The 13502-nt window shown below is 71.9% G+C and carries 15 protein-coding genes; 7 read left to right on the forward strand and 8 right to left on the reverse strand.

The window, feature by feature from the left end:
* Window positions 1-480: 480 nt before the first annotated feature.
* Entirely contained in the window at window positions 481-1269 is a 789-nt protein-coding gene (locus tag GSY69_RS12210) for a uracil-DNA glycosylase (protein WP_160954116.1), read from the reverse strand.
* A gap of 359 nt (window positions 1270-1628) precedes the next feature.
* On the opposite strand from GSY69_RS12210, the gene GSY69_RS12215 reads away from it, so the two are divergent.
* From GSY69_RS12215 to groL, 5 genes are all read left to right on the forward strand, one after another.
* On the forward strand, window positions 1629-3104 hold the full coding sequence (locus tag GSY69_RS12215) for an aldehyde dehydrogenase family protein (protein WP_160954117.1): 1476 nt from the start codon (window positions 1629-1631) through the stop codon (window positions 3102-3104).
* 115 nt (window positions 3105-3219) lie between these two features.
* A complete protein-coding gene (locus tag GSY69_RS12220) occupies window positions 3220-3600 on the forward strand; it encodes a DUF3263 domain-containing protein (RefSeq protein WP_326957173.1) in 381 nt (126 codons plus the stop codon).
* Between the two features lie 2 nt (window positions 3601-3602).
* On the forward strand, window positions 3603-4220 hold the full coding sequence (locus tag GSY69_RS12225; RefSeq protein WP_160954118.1) for a LytR C-terminal domain-containing protein: 618 nt from the start codon (window positions 3603-3605) through the stop codon (window positions 4218-4220).
* A 254-nt stretch (window positions 4221-4474) separates the two neighbouring features.
* Window positions 4475-4678: a cold-shock protein gene (locus GSY69_RS12230; protein ID WP_160954119.1), complete on the forward strand. Its 204-nt coding sequence runs from the start codon at window positions 4475-4477 to the stop codon at window positions 4676-4678.
* Window positions 4679-5018: 340 nt separating this feature from the next.
* Window positions 5019-6647: a chaperonin GroEL gene (gene groL, locus GSY69_RS12235; protein ID WP_160954120.1), complete on the forward strand. Its 1629-nt coding sequence runs from the start codon at window positions 5019-5021 to the stop codon at window positions 6645-6647.
* A gap of 168 nt (window positions 6648-6815) precedes the next feature.
* Here the strand turns inward: groL and GSY69_RS12240 are convergent, their stop codons facing one another.
* Complete coding sequence (locus GSY69_RS12240; RefSeq protein ID WP_160954121.1) at window positions 6816-7517, reverse strand: DUF1707 SHOCT-like domain-containing protein; 702 nt, start codon at window positions 7515-7517, stop codon at window positions 6816-6818.
* Between the two features lie 175 nt (window positions 7518-7692).
* Here GSY69_RS12240 and GSY69_RS12245 point away from each other — a divergent pair, with 175 nt between their 5' ends.
* Both GSY69_RS12245 and GSY69_RS12250 read left to right on the forward strand, forming a co-directional pair.
* Window positions 7693-8511: a hypothetical protein gene (locus tag GSY69_RS12245; RefSeq protein WP_160954122.1), complete on the forward strand. Its 819-nt coding sequence runs from the start codon at window positions 7693-7695 to the stop codon at window positions 8509-8511.
* Complete coding sequence (locus GSY69_RS12250; RefSeq protein WP_160954123.1) at window positions 8511-8723, forward strand: RNA-binding S4 domain-containing protein; 213 nt, start codon at window positions 8511-8513, stop codon at window positions 8721-8723. The genes GSY69_RS12245 and GSY69_RS12250 overlap by 1 nt, the downstream gene beginning before the upstream one ends.
* Window positions 8724-8946: 223 nt before the next feature.
* Here GSY69_RS12250 and pspAB read toward each other — a convergent pair whose 3' ends face one another.
* The 6 genes from pspAB to GSY69_RS12280 all read right to left on the reverse strand — a co-directional run.
* Window positions 8947-9546 carry a PspA-associated protein PspAB gene (pspAB, locus tag GSY69_RS12255; protein ID WP_160954124.1) on the reverse strand — a complete coding sequence of 200 codons (600 nt, stop codon included), beginning with the start codon at window positions 9544-9546 and terminating at the stop codon, window positions 8947-8949.
* A gap of 78 nt (window positions 9547-9624) precedes the next feature.
* A complete protein-coding gene (gene htpX / locus GSY69_RS12260) occupies window positions 9625-10542 on the reverse strand; it encodes a zinc metalloprotease HtpX (RefSeq protein ID WP_160954125.1) in 918 nt (305 codons plus the stop codon).
* Between the two features lie 53 nt (window positions 10543-10595).
* Entirely contained in the window at window positions 10596-10880 is a 285-nt protein-coding gene (gene pspAA, locus GSY69_RS12265) for a PspA-associated protein PspAA (protein ID WP_160954126.1), read from the reverse strand.
* Window positions 10877-11671: a PspA/IM30 family protein gene (locus GSY69_RS12270; protein WP_160954127.1), complete on the reverse strand. Its 795-nt coding sequence runs from the start codon at window positions 11669-11671 to the stop codon at window positions 10877-10879. Before GSY69_RS12270 ends, pspAA begins: the two co-directional genes overlap by 4 nt.
* Window positions 11672-11812: 141 nt before the next feature.
* Entirely contained in the window at window positions 11813-12100 is a 288-nt protein-coding gene (locus GSY69_RS12275) for a WXG100 family type VII secretion target (protein ID WP_160954128.1), read from the reverse strand.
* A 236-nt stretch (window positions 12101-12336) separates the two neighbouring features.
* Window positions 12337-13502: S1C family serine protease (locus GSY69_RS12280; RefSeq protein WP_160954129.1), on the reverse strand; the 1166-nt coding region annotated here is incomplete at its 5' end.

Here is a 13502-nt window from a genome sequence, read left to right on the forward strand (position 1 = left end):
CCCCGGGCATCGGCGACCTCGCCGGCGCCGCCGAGGCCGCCTCGGGAGCGGAGCAGGCCGCCACAGGCGGGATCGCGGTCCCCGCGCAGGGCGCGCAGAGCCGCGCCGGCGCCGCCGGGGGACCGTCCACGGGCGGCACCCGCCAGGTGCCCGGCACCCCCGGCTAGCTCACGCGCGCGGCTGGTGCCCGCGCCCGCGCGGCACGCCGTGCTCATGCAGGCGCGCTGTGCTCCACCTGGGAACGGGGCGCTCGCCGAGGCGCACCGGGCTCGCCCGCGGGATCTGCGCCGGCCCTGGGGGTCTGTGCTTGCCGGGGGCACCGTGCCGTACCAGCGAGTCCCGTGTTCGCCGAGGGGCGCTGTGCTGAGCCTGGAAACGCTGCGCTCGCCGAGGGGCGCTGTGCGCAACCCAGGAACACGGTGTTCACCTACGGGCCCTGGGCTCACCCGCGGGAGCTGCACCGGCCTCGGAGGTCTGTGCTCAGGCGGGCGCTTCAGACTCCCGTGCGCGGGCGGGCAGGGACCAGTCGATCGCGGTGGCTCCCTGCGCGCGCAGCAGGTCGTTGGCGCGGCTGAAGGGCCGGGAGCCGAAGAATCCGCGCGAGGCCGACAGCGGCGAGGGGTGCGGCGACTCGATGACCGGGACGTCGCCCAGCCGCGGGCGCATGGCCTGCGCATCGCGTCCCCAGAGGATCGCCACGAGGGGCCCGCCGCGGTGGACGAGGGCCTCGATCGCCGCATCCGTCACGGCCTCCCAGCCCTTGCCGCGGTGCGAGGCCGGAGAGCCGGGCCTCACCGTGAGGCAGCGGTTGAGCAGCATGACGCCCTGCCGCTGCCAGGGGCGCAGGTCGCCGTGCTCGGGGGGCTGCGCTCCGACGTCGTCGTGGAGCTCGCGGTAGATGTTGGCCAGCGAGCGGGGCACCGGGCGCACGTCCGGGGCCACCGCGAACGACAGTCCGATCGGGTGCCCGGGCGTGGGGTAGGGGTCCTGGCCGACGATGAGCACGCGCACCCCGGACAGGGGCTCGGCGAACGCGCGGAACACCGCATCGCCGGCCGGAAGATAGCCCCGCCCGGCGCGCGTCTCCTCCCGCAGGAAGGCGCCCAGGGCCCGGATCTGCGGCTCCACCGGGGCAAGTGCCCGAGCCCAGTCCGGGGCCATGATCGAGTCGAGCGGCGGTGTGTCTGCCGGGGGTGCGCCGGCGGCCGGCGCCGCGGCGGCTGCCCTGCGCTCACCGGGCGGTTGGGCGGGGGCTGCGGGTTCGCTCATGCCTCCACCCTAGCCAGCCGGGCGGGGGGAGGAGCCGGGGTCCAGGGGCAGTGCGGCCGCTCGCCCACCCCGGCTCGTGGCTCGGGAAGGCGCAGGCGGGGCCACCGGTGCCGTGTGGCGCGGGTGGACGCGCGCCGGGAGGCGGCGATCCTCTGCAATGGGGTGTGCGGGCCGGGGCCGGGGGTGGGTGGGGGCGGTCGGTGCCCGCACACCGGCTGTGCGGCGTTCGCACCTCGGGCGCGCTGACGGTGCGGGGGCCGCGGCGATATGCTCGCAGGCAGCGCCGCTCAGTGCCGAGCGGCGAAGACGCCCGCGCTGCGGCGCCGCGCCCGTGCGCAGCCGAACAGAGAGGATGCACCATGACTGACTTCCCGGAGCCCAGGGACTGGAAGATGCTGATCGGCGGCGAATGGGTCGAGGCGGCCGACGGCTCGCGCCGCGACGTCATCACCCCCATCGACAGCAGCGTCGTCATCGCCACGGTTCCGGACGGGAAGGACGCGGACGCCGACCGTGCCGTCAAGGCCGCGCGCGAAGCGTTCCCCGCCTGGTCCCAGCGCCACTTCAAGGAGCGCCAGGCGCTCCTGTCGAAGTGCGCCGACGTGCTCGCCGAGCACTCCGAGGAGCTCGCCCAGCTCACCGCCCTCGACACCGGCAACGCGATCCGCACGCAGGCCCGCCCGGAGACGAACATCCTCGTCGACCTCTTCCGCTACATGGGCGGCGTGGCGGGCGAGGTCAAGGGCGACGTGCTGCCCACCGGCCCCGGCCAGCTGCACTACACGCGACGCGTGCCGCTGGGCGTGGTCGCGGGCATCCTGCCGTGGAACTCCCCGCTCATGATCGCGGCGTTCAAGACCCCGGCCGCGCTCGCCGCCGGCAACACGGTCGTGCTCAAGGCGGCGGAGGACGCCCCGCTCACCATCCTGCGGATGGGCGAGCTGCTCTCCGAGGTCCTGCCGGCCGGTGTGCTCAACGTCGTCGTCGGCACCGGCCGCACGATCGGCGAGGCCCTCGTCCAGCACCCGGACGTGGACAAGGTCTCGTTCACCGGCTCCACCGCCGTGGGTCGCCACGTCGCCGAGGCCGCGGGCGCGCGCCTGGCCCACTCCTCGATGGAGCTGGGCGGCAAGAGCCCCAACATCGTCTTCCCCGACGCGAAGATGAGCGATGTCATGGACCAGGTCATGCTCTCCACCCGGTTCGCCCGCCAGGGGCAGTCCTGCACGATGGGCTCGCGGCTCTTCGTCCACGCCGACATCTACGACGAGTTCGTCGCCAAGCTCGTGGCGGAGACGAAGAAGATGACGGTGGGCGATCCGCGCGAGGAGTCGACCGACATCGGCTGCGTCATCAACGAGAAGCAGTACAAGCAGATCGCCGACTACATCGAGCTTGGCAAGCAGCTCGACGGCGTCGAGGTCGCCTACGACGGCGCGGCCGACCTCACCGTGGGAGAGCCCGGCTTCTACCACGCGCCGGTCATCTTCTCGAAGGTGCCCAACGAGTCGAAGATCAGCCAGGAGGAGATCTTCGGCCCCGTCCTCGCGGTCATCCCGTTCACCTCCGAGGACGAGGTCGTGGCCATGGCCAACGACTCCGACTACGGGCTGGCGGCCTACGTGTTCACCCAGGACGTCGACCGGGCCCTGCGCATGGCCGACAAGATCGAGTCCGGCTGGGTGCAGGTCAACCAGGGCAGCGGCCAGGTGGTGGGCCAGTCCTACGGCGGCATGAAGACCTCCGGGTTCGGCCGCGAGGCCTCGCTCGAGGGCATGCTCGAGGGCTTCACCCAGATCAAGCAGATCAACATCCGCATCCGCCCCGAGGACTGACCGGCCAGGCGCCCCGGCCCCGGCCGGCCGCGCCCCGCCCTGACGCGGGCCCCGCCGATTCGCCTCGGCGGGGCCCGCGTGTGCGTGCGGGGGCGGGTCGCGACTGGGGGAGCAGGTGAACGACATCGATGTAATCCGCCCGCTAGACTGGTGGCTGCGCCGCCGGCGGGGCGGTGCGGATATCCGTTGGGAGGACACGATGGCCGAGGCCGCACCCGCGCAGCAGCCGGACGGCGCGCCCGTCGCCGAGGGCGGGCTCAGCGAGCTCGAGGCCGCGGTGCTCGACTTCGAGCGGCGCTGGTACACGTACGGCGGTCCCAAGGACCACGCGATCCGCGAGCGCTTCGACATGACGGCCGCCGGATACTTCCAGGTCCTCAACTCCCTCCTCGACAGCGCTGCCGCGTATCAGCGCGATCCCATCCTCATCAAGCGGCTGCGCCGGATCCGCGACTCCCGCCAGCGCGGCCGCGCGCAATCGAGAATCGCGAGGTAGCCATGGCCGAATACCCCGAAGACGAATTCGACCGCGTCGAATCGACCGACCGCCGCGGCGCGCACCGCCGGTCAGGCGGCCCGCTGTCCCAGGGCGCCGCCGTGGCGCTCGTGAGCGTGCTCGCCCTCGTCGCGCTCCTCCTCGTCGTGGGGGTCGTGCGCATCGTCACCAGCTCCACCGCCGACCCGGAGGACCTCGTCTCCGGCGGCAGCTCGCAGCAGGCGGACGACGGGGCCTCGGACTCCGGGACCCAGGGGGCCGGAGACTCGACGCAGGGCGCCGGCGATGCGAGCGCACAGCCGACCGACGGGTCCACGGACGGCGCGGCAGTCGACAAGAGCGGGATCACGGTGGGCATCTACAACGCCTCCGGCAAGACAGGGCTCGCCAAGCGCTACCGCACCGCGCTCGAGGACGACGGCTGGAAGGTCGGCAAGAGCGGCAACTACTCGTACTCGGGCTCGACCTCGGTGGTCTTCTACGACACGGACGCGCACAAGCCCGCCGCCCAGGCGCTGGCGCAGAAGGCGGGGGCGAAGGACATCAAGCAGTCCTCGAAGTTCTCCGTCGACGTCGCTCTTGTCCTGTGCTCCGACCTCGCGGACAAGGACCCCAGCTAAACCGCGGTGCGGGCCTCGCTGCCGCCCCGCGTCGGCGGGTCCCGCAGGCGCCGTTCGCCTGACGCGGCCGCGTCGCGAATTCATCGACAGATTCCGTGCGGAGCTTGGCTGAGAGTCGCCTGTCATGTGTATGATTGGCACCGGAGCGCATGCTTCAAGCTTGCTTGAGAGCATGGGCTCCGGTTTCAGAAAGTGCAGTGAAAAGTCATCGTGGCTCTCAGCTGTTCTCAATTCACACCGCCATGGAGGCACAGATGACGCAGGGAACCGTGAAGTGGTTCAACGCTGAAAAGGGCTACGGTTTCATCACCGTGGGCGACGGCGACCAGGACGTGTTCGTCCACCACACCCAGATCCAGATGGACGGCTACCGCGCCCTCGAAGAGGGCCAGGCAGTGGAGTTCGAAATCGGCCAGGGCGAGAAGGGCCCGCAGGCCGAGGCCGTCACCCCGCTCTGACGGCAGTCCGTCTCTTCCGAGACACAGCGCGCGGCCCCGCAAGGGCCCGCCGCACCGGCGATCGGCTGATCGCCCCGATGCCCGCCCCTCAGCGATGAGGGGCGGGCATCGTCGTTCCCGGGCCCGTGCGTTCATCTGCTGGCGAACACGGGCGATTCGCAGGCGCAGACCGTTTGCACTCCCATAGCCAGAGTGCTAAATCTAGTACTGGTACATCCCACCGAAGCACTCGAGGGCATGCCGCCGCTGTGGAAGGGAATCAGCTGCGGGTGCCCGGCCGTCGCGGGCACTGCGGCGGTGGGGTCAGACACCCACCCGCACAGGGAGGACGCTTTCCACTATGGCAAAGCTCATTGCATTCGACGAAGAAGCCCGTCGCGGTCTCGAGAAGGGCCTCAACACCCTCGCCGACGCCGTGAAGGTGACGCTCGGACCCCGGGGGCGCAACGTCGTCCTCGAGAAGAAGTGGGGCGCACCCACGATCACCAATGACGGCGTGTCCATCGCCAAGGAGATCGAGCTCGAGGACCCGTACGAGAAGATCGGCGCGGAGCTCGTCAAGGAGGTCGCCAAGAAGACCGACGACGTTGCCGGCGACGGCACCACCACCGCGACCGTGCTCGCCCAGGCGCTCGTGCGCGAGGGCCTGCGCAACGTGGCGGCCGGGGCCGACCCGCTCAGCCTCAAGCGCGGCATCGAGAAGGCCGTGAACTCGGTCTCGAAGACGCTGCTCGACTCCGCCACGGAGGTGGAGACGAAGGAGCAGATCGCCGCCACCGCGGGTATCTCCGCCGGTGACCCGGCGATCGGCGAGCTCATCGCCGAGGCCATCGACAAGGTGGGCAAGGAGGGCGTCGTCACCGTCGAGGAGTCGAACACCTTCGGCCTCGAGCTCGAGCTCACCGAGGGCATGCGCTTCGACAAGGGCTACATCTCCGGCTACTTCGTCTCCGACGCGGAGCGCCAGGAGACGGTGCTCGAGGATCCCTACATCCTCATCGTGAACTCGAAGATCTCGAACGTGAAGGACCTCCTGCCGATCCTCGAGCAGGTCCAGCAGTCCGGCAAGCCGCTGCTCATCATCGCCGAGGACGTCGAGGGCGAGGCGCTGGCCGTGCTCGTCGTCAACAAGATCCGCGGCACCTTCAAGTCCGTGGCCGTCAAGGCCCCGGGCTTCGGCGACCGCCGCAAGGCGCAGCTGGCCGACATCGCGATCCTCACCGGCGGCCAGGTCATCTCCGAAGAGGTGGGCCTCAAGCTGGAGAACGCCACGCTCGACCTCCTGGGCACCGCCCGCAAGGTCGTCGTGACGAAGGACGAGACGACGATCGTCGAGGGCGGCGGGGATCCCGAGGAGATCGCCGCGCGCGTCTCGCAGATCCGCACCGAGATCGACAACTCCGACTCCGACTACGACCGTGAGAAGCTCCAGGAGCGCCTCGCGAAGCTGGCCGGCGGCGTGGCCGTCATCAAGGCCGGTGCCGCGACGGAGGTCGAGCTCAAGGAGCGCAAGCACCGCATCGAGGACGCCGTGCGCAACGCGAAGGCAGCCGTGGAGGAGGGCATCGTCGCCGGCGGCGGCGTGGCCCTCATCCAAGCCGGCAGGACGGCATTCGACGGCCTGGGCCTCACGGGCGACGAGGAGACCGGCGCGAGCATCGTGCGCGTCGCGATCGAGGCGCCCCTCAAGCAGATCGCCCAGAACGCCGGGCTCGAGCCGGGCGTCGTCGCAGCCAAGGTCGAGTCGCTCGAACCGGGCTGGGGCCTCAACGCCGCCACCGGCGAGTACGAGGACCTGCTCAAGGCCGGCATCAACGACCCGGTCAAGGTGACGCGCTCCGCGCTGGAGAACGCCGCTTCGATCGCCGGGCTGTTCCTCACCACCGAGGCCGTCGTCGCCGACAAGCCGGAGCCCGCTCCGGCCGCCGGCGCCGATCCGACCGGCGGCATGGGCGGCATGGACTTCTGATCCGCCCCTCACCGCAGCCGCTCACGCGGCTCGGATGCCGAAAGCGCCCCGACCGCTGGTCGGGGCGCTTTCGCGTGCCGGAGCCGGTGCCGGTGCCGGAACCGGTGCCGGAACCGGTGCCTGTGCCTGAGGCTGCGGGCGGCTCAGCGGCCGTTGCGGCGCAGCTCGTCAGGCGCGCCCGCGGCGCTCGCGCCGGGCGCGCCTGCGCGCCTCGCGGGTGCCCGTGGCGTCGTCGAGGTCGAACGCGCGCGGGTTGGCCTCGATCTCCCGCTGCGCCTGCGCATCGCCGAGGCGCGCACGGGCGCGCGTCGTGAGCTTGCGCTTGCGCTCGCGGATCATCTTCTCGCGGCCGGCGAGGGTGCCGAAGAATCCGAAGCCGGTGCCGAAGATGACGAAGAGCGGCCAGAAGAACACGCCCCCCGCGTACTGCTGGCTGAACGCCCAGATCGCGACGCACAGCACGCTCGGGCCCACCCACCCCAGGGCAGAGGCGAGGAGCACGGAGCGGGCATGGGCGCGGGCCGCCTCGTCGATCTCCTCGGGCGTCGTGGGCTCGTCGTCGCGCAGCTGCGCGAGCCGGCCGCGGTCCTGCTGCGTGGGGGCCAGCGCGCCGTCCTGCCCGGCTCGGCCGGTCGGACCCGCATCCGGGGCAACGAGGTCCTGCAGCAGCGGGAGGATGTCGCCGAGCGTCTTGACGTCGCCGGCGGCCTCGAGCCGCTGGGCGTGCTCGTCGGAGTCGATGAGTCCCGCCGCATAGGCCTCGCCGAGGGCGTCGAAGACGACGCCGCGGTCGCCGTCGGAGGCGCGCAGCGCGGGGCGTTCGAAGGGGCTGTCCGACAGCCGCAGCCAGGTCTCAGCGCTCAGTGCCATGGACCGATCCTACGCGATTCGCAGGCTCGCGCCGCGGGGGCGCGGGGCCTGCTTCGGCCGCGGGCGCGCCGGGCTGCGGAGCGGGAGCGAAGCTCGGGCTCAGAGCGCATCCAGGTTGGCTTGGGATACTTCAGCTGTCGTCGCACAGGCCGTGTCGCGCACAGGAAGGACTGACATGGGCTACTTCTTCTTGGCCATGCTCGTGATCGTTGCCGTGGTCTTCTTCGCCTCCTCGCGCAGCGAGCGCAAGCGCGCAGCCGAGCGCCGGGAGGAGAGCCTCGCCGTCGTCAAGACCGCCGCCGCCGAGGACGTCACCGCATTCGGCGAGGAGGTCGCCGACCTCGACATCGTCACGGCCGGCGTCGAGCTGAGCGAGGGCGGCCGGCAGGACTACCAGCGGGCACTCGACTGCTACGACCGGGCCAAGGAAACGCTCGAGCGCATCGACCGGGCCGAGGACATCCGCCATGTCACCGAGGCACTCGAGGACGGCCGCTACGCCTCCAAGTGCGTGCGCGCCCGCGTCGAGGGCAAGCCCCTGCCGGTGCGCCGCCCGCCCTGCTTCTTCAATCCCCAGCACGGTCCGTCCGTCCAGGACATCGACTGGGCGCCGGCCGGCGGCCAGCTGCGCCCCGTGCCCGTGTGCGCCGCGGATGCCGAGCGCGTCGCCGTGGGCGCAGAGCCCGCCGTGCGCAAGGTGACGACCGGCGACGGGTACACCCGCCGAGCGTACTGGGAGGCGGGCCCGGCCTACGCCGAGTACAACCGCGGCTACTTCAACAACTACGCCGGCTCCGGCATGCTGCCGGGCGTCCTCATGGGCGCAATGCTCATGGGCGGCCTCGGCGGCGGCTGGGGCGGGGGTTGGGACGGCGGCTGGGACAGTGCTGACGCCGGCGGATTCGGAGACGGCGGTGGATTCGGAGGCGGCGGAGGCCTCGGCGACTTCGGCGGCGACGGCGGTCTGGGCGACTTCGGCGGGTTGGATTTCTGATGGAGGAGATCTCGATCAGCGGCGAGTCGATCCGCCTCGGCCAGCTCCTCAAGCTCCACGGCATCGCGGAGACCGGTGCCATGGCCAAAGACCTCCTGGCCGCCGGCGAGGTCAGCGTCAACGGTGAGCCCGAGCAGCGCCGCGGGCGCGCGCTCGTGCCCGGTGACCGGATCGAGGTGCTCGGCCAGACGATCGCGGTGGCCGCAGGCTGACGCCCGGCGGCTCCCACTGCTGGCTGCCGGTGTGCGCGGCCCCGGAGGCTGCGAGGGCCCAGGGCCGGCTAAGGCCCAGGAATGTGCAGGGCAGGCGCTCGCCAGAGCACGTGGCGCTCGGGGTACGTGGAGTTCAGGGCACGGGGAGCTCGGGGCACGGTGCTGAGAGCCCGGGCCCGAGTGCCGCGGCGCGAAGCGCCCGCGAGCGCGCGGCGCGTTCGCCTCAGGGGGCCGGCAGCTCCCGCGGCGGGTCGGACATGCCCGGCGCGCCCCACAGGGGCGACCACTTCTCGAGGTCGGCCTCGAACTTCAGATCGGCCCCAATCGCCGCCTTGATGTTGAACTCCACCGCCGAGTCCCGGCGCTGGGGGCCCGCCTGCACGAACGGGTAGAACGTGCCGCGCTTGTAGAGGTAGACGAGCGCGGCCTCGACGCCCTGCGAGCTGCGGAAGTAGACGGTCGAGCACAGCAGCATGGGCCCGAAGCCCTGGCTCTCGAGCGCGGTGTTGACGGCGTGGAGGTTCGTCACGAGATTGACGGTGTCCGCGTTGGCATCCGCGATGACGAGCCACGTGTAGCCGAAGTCGTCCTCCTCGGTGCGCACGGTGGTGTCCGGGTCGGAGGTGATGAGCTGGCGGGCCTCCTCCTCGGCGCGCGCGATCGCCCCGCCCTCGACGGCGCGGAAGGCCACGGCCGCCACCCCGGTGGGGACGAAGTCCGTGGCCGCCTGCAGCGTGAGGACGGCGGGCGGCACCGCGAAGAGGTCATCGAGGTTGGCGGGCTTGGGCTTGCTGCGCCCCATGAGCGCATCGAAGAATCCCACGGGCGTGCCCCCTTTCGGGCTCGGGCGGTGCGAGGCGGGGCCGGGCCGCGGCGCGGTCCCGGCGCTGCCGCGGCGGCCTCACATGGGCCGCGAGAGCTGCTGGGCGATGTCGTTGAGCTGGGCGAGGCGCTTCTCCAGGCTGGGGTGCGTGGAGAAGAGCTGGCGGACCGAGGTGCCGTTGACGGCCGGGACGAGCGCCAGGTGGGAGGCTCCGGCCTCCGCGCGCAGGTCCTTCTCCGGCACGCGGCCCATCTCGCCGCTGATCTTCACGAGCGCCGAGGCCAGCGTGGACGGCGCGCCCGTGAGGAACGCCCCGGCGCGGTCGGCGGCCAGCTCCCGGTAGCGGGAGAGGACGCGGATGAGCAGGAAGCTGAGCGCGTAGACGATCGCGCCCACGAGCAGGAACGCCACCTGGATGAGGGCTCCCGCCGCCGCGCTGTTGTTGTCGCGGCCGCCGAACCGGACGTAGAGCGCGCTGCGCATCATGAGCCCCGCGACCACACCGGTGACGCCCGCCACGGTCATGACCGTGACGTCGCGGTGGGCGACGTGGGAGAGCTCGTGGGCGAGCACCGCCTCGACCTCGGCCGGCTCGAGGGTGTTGAGCAGGCCGCGCGTCACGCACACGACCGAGTGCTCGGGGCTGCGCCCCGTGGCGAACGCGTTGGGCACGGGGGAGTCGGAGTACGCCACGCGCGGCTTCGTCGTGTCCGCCAGCTGGCAGAGCCGGTCGACGAGCGCGTGCAGCTCCGGCGCCTGCTCGGGGGTGACCTCGCGCGCGCCGATCGAGCGCATGGCGATCGAGTCGGAGAAGTACCACTGGAAGAAGAAGACGCCCGCGCTGACGATGACCGCGATGATGACGCCGCTCGTGCTGCGGCCCAGCACGGCCCAGATCGCGAGGATGAGGACGACGTAGATGAGGCCGTTGAGGAAGAGGGTGGTGCCCATCCGGAAGGACAGGCCCCTGTCTTTGATGAAGCGCCCGGCGCTCATGGTGGCTCCTTGCTGGTGGTGCGCCGCCGGCCGGCGGCAGGGTGCGGGGCTGCTCAGACGACGTCGGGGATGAACCCCTCGCCGGTCAGCAGCTCCTTGATCTGGGCGATGTGCGCGTCCGCGAACGGGATGACGAAGTCGGACGGGCCCAGGTAGTCGTCCGCGACGGGCTCGGCCGATTCGAAGACGAAGGCGCGCAGGCGCGCGAGCGCCTCGCGCACCGCGTCGTCGTCACCGAAGTCCACGGCGGCCTCGACCTCGTTGTCGTAGCGCTGGAGCGCCTCGTCGTTGACGTCGCCGCAGTCGAACTGGCCCTCGCCCATGATCCGCACGATCATCGGGCACCGCCCTGGCCGCGCTCGACCTCGGACTCGGCGACCTCGGCATCGGAATCGGCGTCCTCGAGGGCGGGGCGCGCCGCGGACTGTCCGGCGGGCAGCGAGTCGCGCATCCGGGCCAGCTCGGTCTCCACGTCCGAATCGGAGGACAGCTGCTCGAGCTGCGCGTCGATGTCGTCCTTGCGGGAGCCGGTGGCGTCCTCGAGCGCGCCGGAGGCGATGAGCTCGTCGACGGCGCCGGCGCGGGCCTGCAGCTGGGCTGTCTTGTCCTCCGCGCGCTGCACGGCGAGGCCCACATCGCCGAACTCCTCGGAGATGCCGGTGAACGCCTCGCCGATCTTCGACTGCGCCTCCGCGGCCGTGTAGGTGGCCTTGATGGTCTCCTTGCGGGTGCGGAACGCGTCGACCTTCGCCTGGAGGCGCTGCGAGGCGGTCGTGAGCTTCTGCTCCTCCGCCTGCAGTCCGCTGTGCTGCTGCTGGAGGTCCTCGATCTGCTGGTTGAGCCCGGACTTGCGGGTGAGCGCCTCGCGGGCGAGGTCCTCCCGGTTCATCTCCATGGCCTTCTGGGCCTGGCCCTGGAGCTTGGCCTGCTGCTGCTCGAGCTGGCCGATCTGGAGCTCGAGGCGCTTGCGGCTCGTCGCGACGTCGGCGACGCCGCGGCGGACCTTCTGGAGGAGCTCGAGCTGCTTCTGGTACGAGTAGTCGAGGGTCTCGTTGGGGTTCTCGGCCTTGTCGAGGGCCGAATTGGCCTTCGCGCCGAAGATCATCGCGATGCGCTTGAAAACGCTCATGGGAGGAAAGCTCCTTCGCCGGCGGGGTGCGTGCGGTCCCGCGCCGCGGAGCGGGACCGCACGTGTGCTCTATCCCGGACAACTCTACGTGCTCCGGCTGGAAGTTTCCGCCGAGCCCGCGGGTCCCGCCCGGCGGGCCGCTCAGCCGAACATGCGCGTGTTCGCGGCCTCCACATCGCTGTACTGCTGGCCGGCGGCGTGCAGCGCCTCGCGGATGCTGCCGAGCGATTCGTGCACCTGCTTCTGGACCTTCTCCCATTCGGCGATGACGGACTGGAAGCGCTGGGCGGCCCCGCCGCGCCAGCAGTCGCCCAGTGCGTTGAGGTGGCGCATGAGGGCGTCGGCCTCCGCGCCCAGTGTGGCGGCGCTGCGCGCGGCGGTGCCGGCGGCCTGGATGACGCGCTCGGAGTCGACTTCGATGACGGACATGCTGTTCCTGCCTTCCCGGGACCGCGGGTGCGATCGCCTGGCCCCAGGGTGCACCGCGCCTGACGTGCGGGCGGCGGCCCGGCCCCGGCTGTGGACGGCGCGTAGCCGCCCACAGCCGAGGCGCGCAGCGGGCGCGGCAGCGTGACCCTCGCCCCGACCGCCGACCGCCGACCGCCGCGCGCCGACCGCCGCGCGCCCGCACCCGGCCGGGCGCCAGTCCGCGCCTGCCCGTGCGCCTACTTCGCGCCGAGGGTGACCTTGACGTCCTGGCGGTCGGAGCCGCGGACCACGGTCAGCGTGAGCTCGTCGCCGGCCTTCTGGGCGCGCACGAGCGCCTGGAGCGACACCGAGCTGTTCACCGGCGTGCCGTTGGCGGCGATGATGTTGTCGCCCTTCTTCAGCCCGGCCTTCGCAGCCGGCGAACCGCCCTGGACGGCCGACACGAGGGCCGAGGCCCGGCCCACCCCGTCCTGCTGCACCTCGCCGGTGGTGATGTTGACGCCCAGGTAGGCGTGGCGGGCCTTGCCGGAGTCGATGAGCTGGTCGGCGATGTTCGTCGCCTGCGCGATCGGGATGGCGAAGCCGATCCCGATCGACCCGGACTGCTGGCCGGACTGCGAGGAGTCCTGCAGCGTCGCGGCCGACGAGTTCACGCCGATCGCCTGGCCCGCCGCGTTGACGAGCGGGCCGCCGGAGTTGCCGGGGTTGATCGCCGCGTCGGTCTGGATGGCGTTCGTGATCGTCGCGACGTCGGCCTGCTGGTTCTCGCCCACGTTCTGGGTGGCGACTGGCCGGTTGAGCGCGGAGACGATGCCGGTCGTCACCGTGTCGGCCAGCCCCAGGGGGTTGCCGAGCGCCATGACCGGCTCGCCCACCTTGAGCGACTGCGACTTGCCGACCGGCAGCGCCTTGAGGCCGTCGGGCTGCTTGGATAGCGAGAGCACCGCGATGTCCGTCTCCGGGTCGCGGCCCACGATCTTCGCGCCCACGGTGTCGCCGCTGTTGAAGACGACCTGGACCTCCCCGCCGGGCTTCGCGGCATCGGCGACGACGTGGTTGTTCGTGATGACGTAGTTCTTGTCCGTGTAGAGGAACCCGGAGCCCTGCTCGGTGATCTGGCCGTTCTGGCCCACCTGGATCGCCGCCACGCTCTTCGAGGCCTGGGAGGAGATCTGCGTCCAGTTGGGCGTGTTCGTCTTGGGGGCGTCCTGGGCCGGCGCATCCGAGGCGCTGTTGGAGGTGTCGTCGGCCGCGCTCGAGGAGTGCTCGAGTGTCACCGCGGTGCCCACGCCCACCCCGCCGCCGATGAGCGCGGCGAGCACGGTGGCGCCGGCGAGGGCGCCCCAGCCCGGGCCGCGCCGGCGTCCGCGGGAAGCGCTCGACTGCGGGCCGCCCGGGCCGC

The organism is Brevibacterium rongguiense (assembly GCF_009857845.1).
Taxonomy (GTDB): Bacteria; Actinomycetota; Actinomycetes; order Actinomycetales; family Brevibacteriaceae; genus Brevibacterium; species Brevibacterium rongguiense.

Excerpts from the sequence above, each read along its gene's own strand:
- GSY69_RS12210 (WP_160954116.1), bottom strand. The coding sequence starts at position 1,269 with ATGAGCGAACCCGCAGCCCCCGCCCAACCGCCCGGTGAGCGCAGGGCA.
- GSY69_RS12215 (WP_160954117.1), top strand. The coding sequence starts at position 1,629 with ATGACTGACTTCCCGGAGCCCAGGGACTGGAAGATGCTGATCGGCGGC.
- GSY69_RS12225 (WP_160954118.1), top strand. The coding sequence starts at position 3,603 with ATGGCCGAATACCCCGAAGACGAATTCGACCGCGTCGAATCGACCGAC.
- GSY69_RS12230 (WP_160954119.1), top strand. The coding sequence starts at position 4,475 with ATGACGCAGGGAACCGTGAAGTGGTTCAACGCTGAAAAGGGCTACGGT.
- groL (WP_160954120.1), top strand. The coding sequence starts at position 5,019 with ATGGCAAAGCTCATTGCATTCGACGAAGAAGCCCGTCGCGGTCTCGAG.
- GSY69_RS12240 (WP_160954121.1), bottom strand. The coding sequence starts at position 7,517 with ATGGCACTGAGCGCTGAGACCTGGCTGCGGCTGTCGGACAGCCCCTTC.
- GSY69_RS12245 (WP_160954122.1), top strand. The coding sequence starts at position 7,693 with ATGGGCTACTTCTTCTTGGCCATGCTCGTGATCGTTGCCGTGGTCTTC.
- GSY69_RS12250 (WP_160954123.1), top strand. The coding sequence starts at position 8,511 with ATGGAGGAGATCTCGATCAGCGGCGAGTCGATCCGCCTCGGCCAGCTC.
- htpX (WP_160954125.1), bottom strand. The coding sequence starts at position 10,542 with ATGAGCGCCGGGCGCTTCATCAAAGACAGGGGCCTGTCCTTCCGGATG.
- pspAA (WP_160954126.1), bottom strand. The coding sequence starts at position 10,880 with ATGATCGTGCGGATCATGGGCGAGGGCCAGTTCGACTGCGGCGACGTC.
- GSY69_RS12270 (WP_160954127.1), bottom strand. The coding sequence starts at position 11,671 with ATGAGCGTTTTCAAGCGCATCGCGATGATCTTCGGCGCGAAGGCCAAT.
- GSY69_RS12275 (WP_160954128.1), bottom strand. The coding sequence starts at position 12,100 with ATGTCCGTCATCGAAGTCGACTCCGAGCGCGTCATCCAGGCCGCCGGC.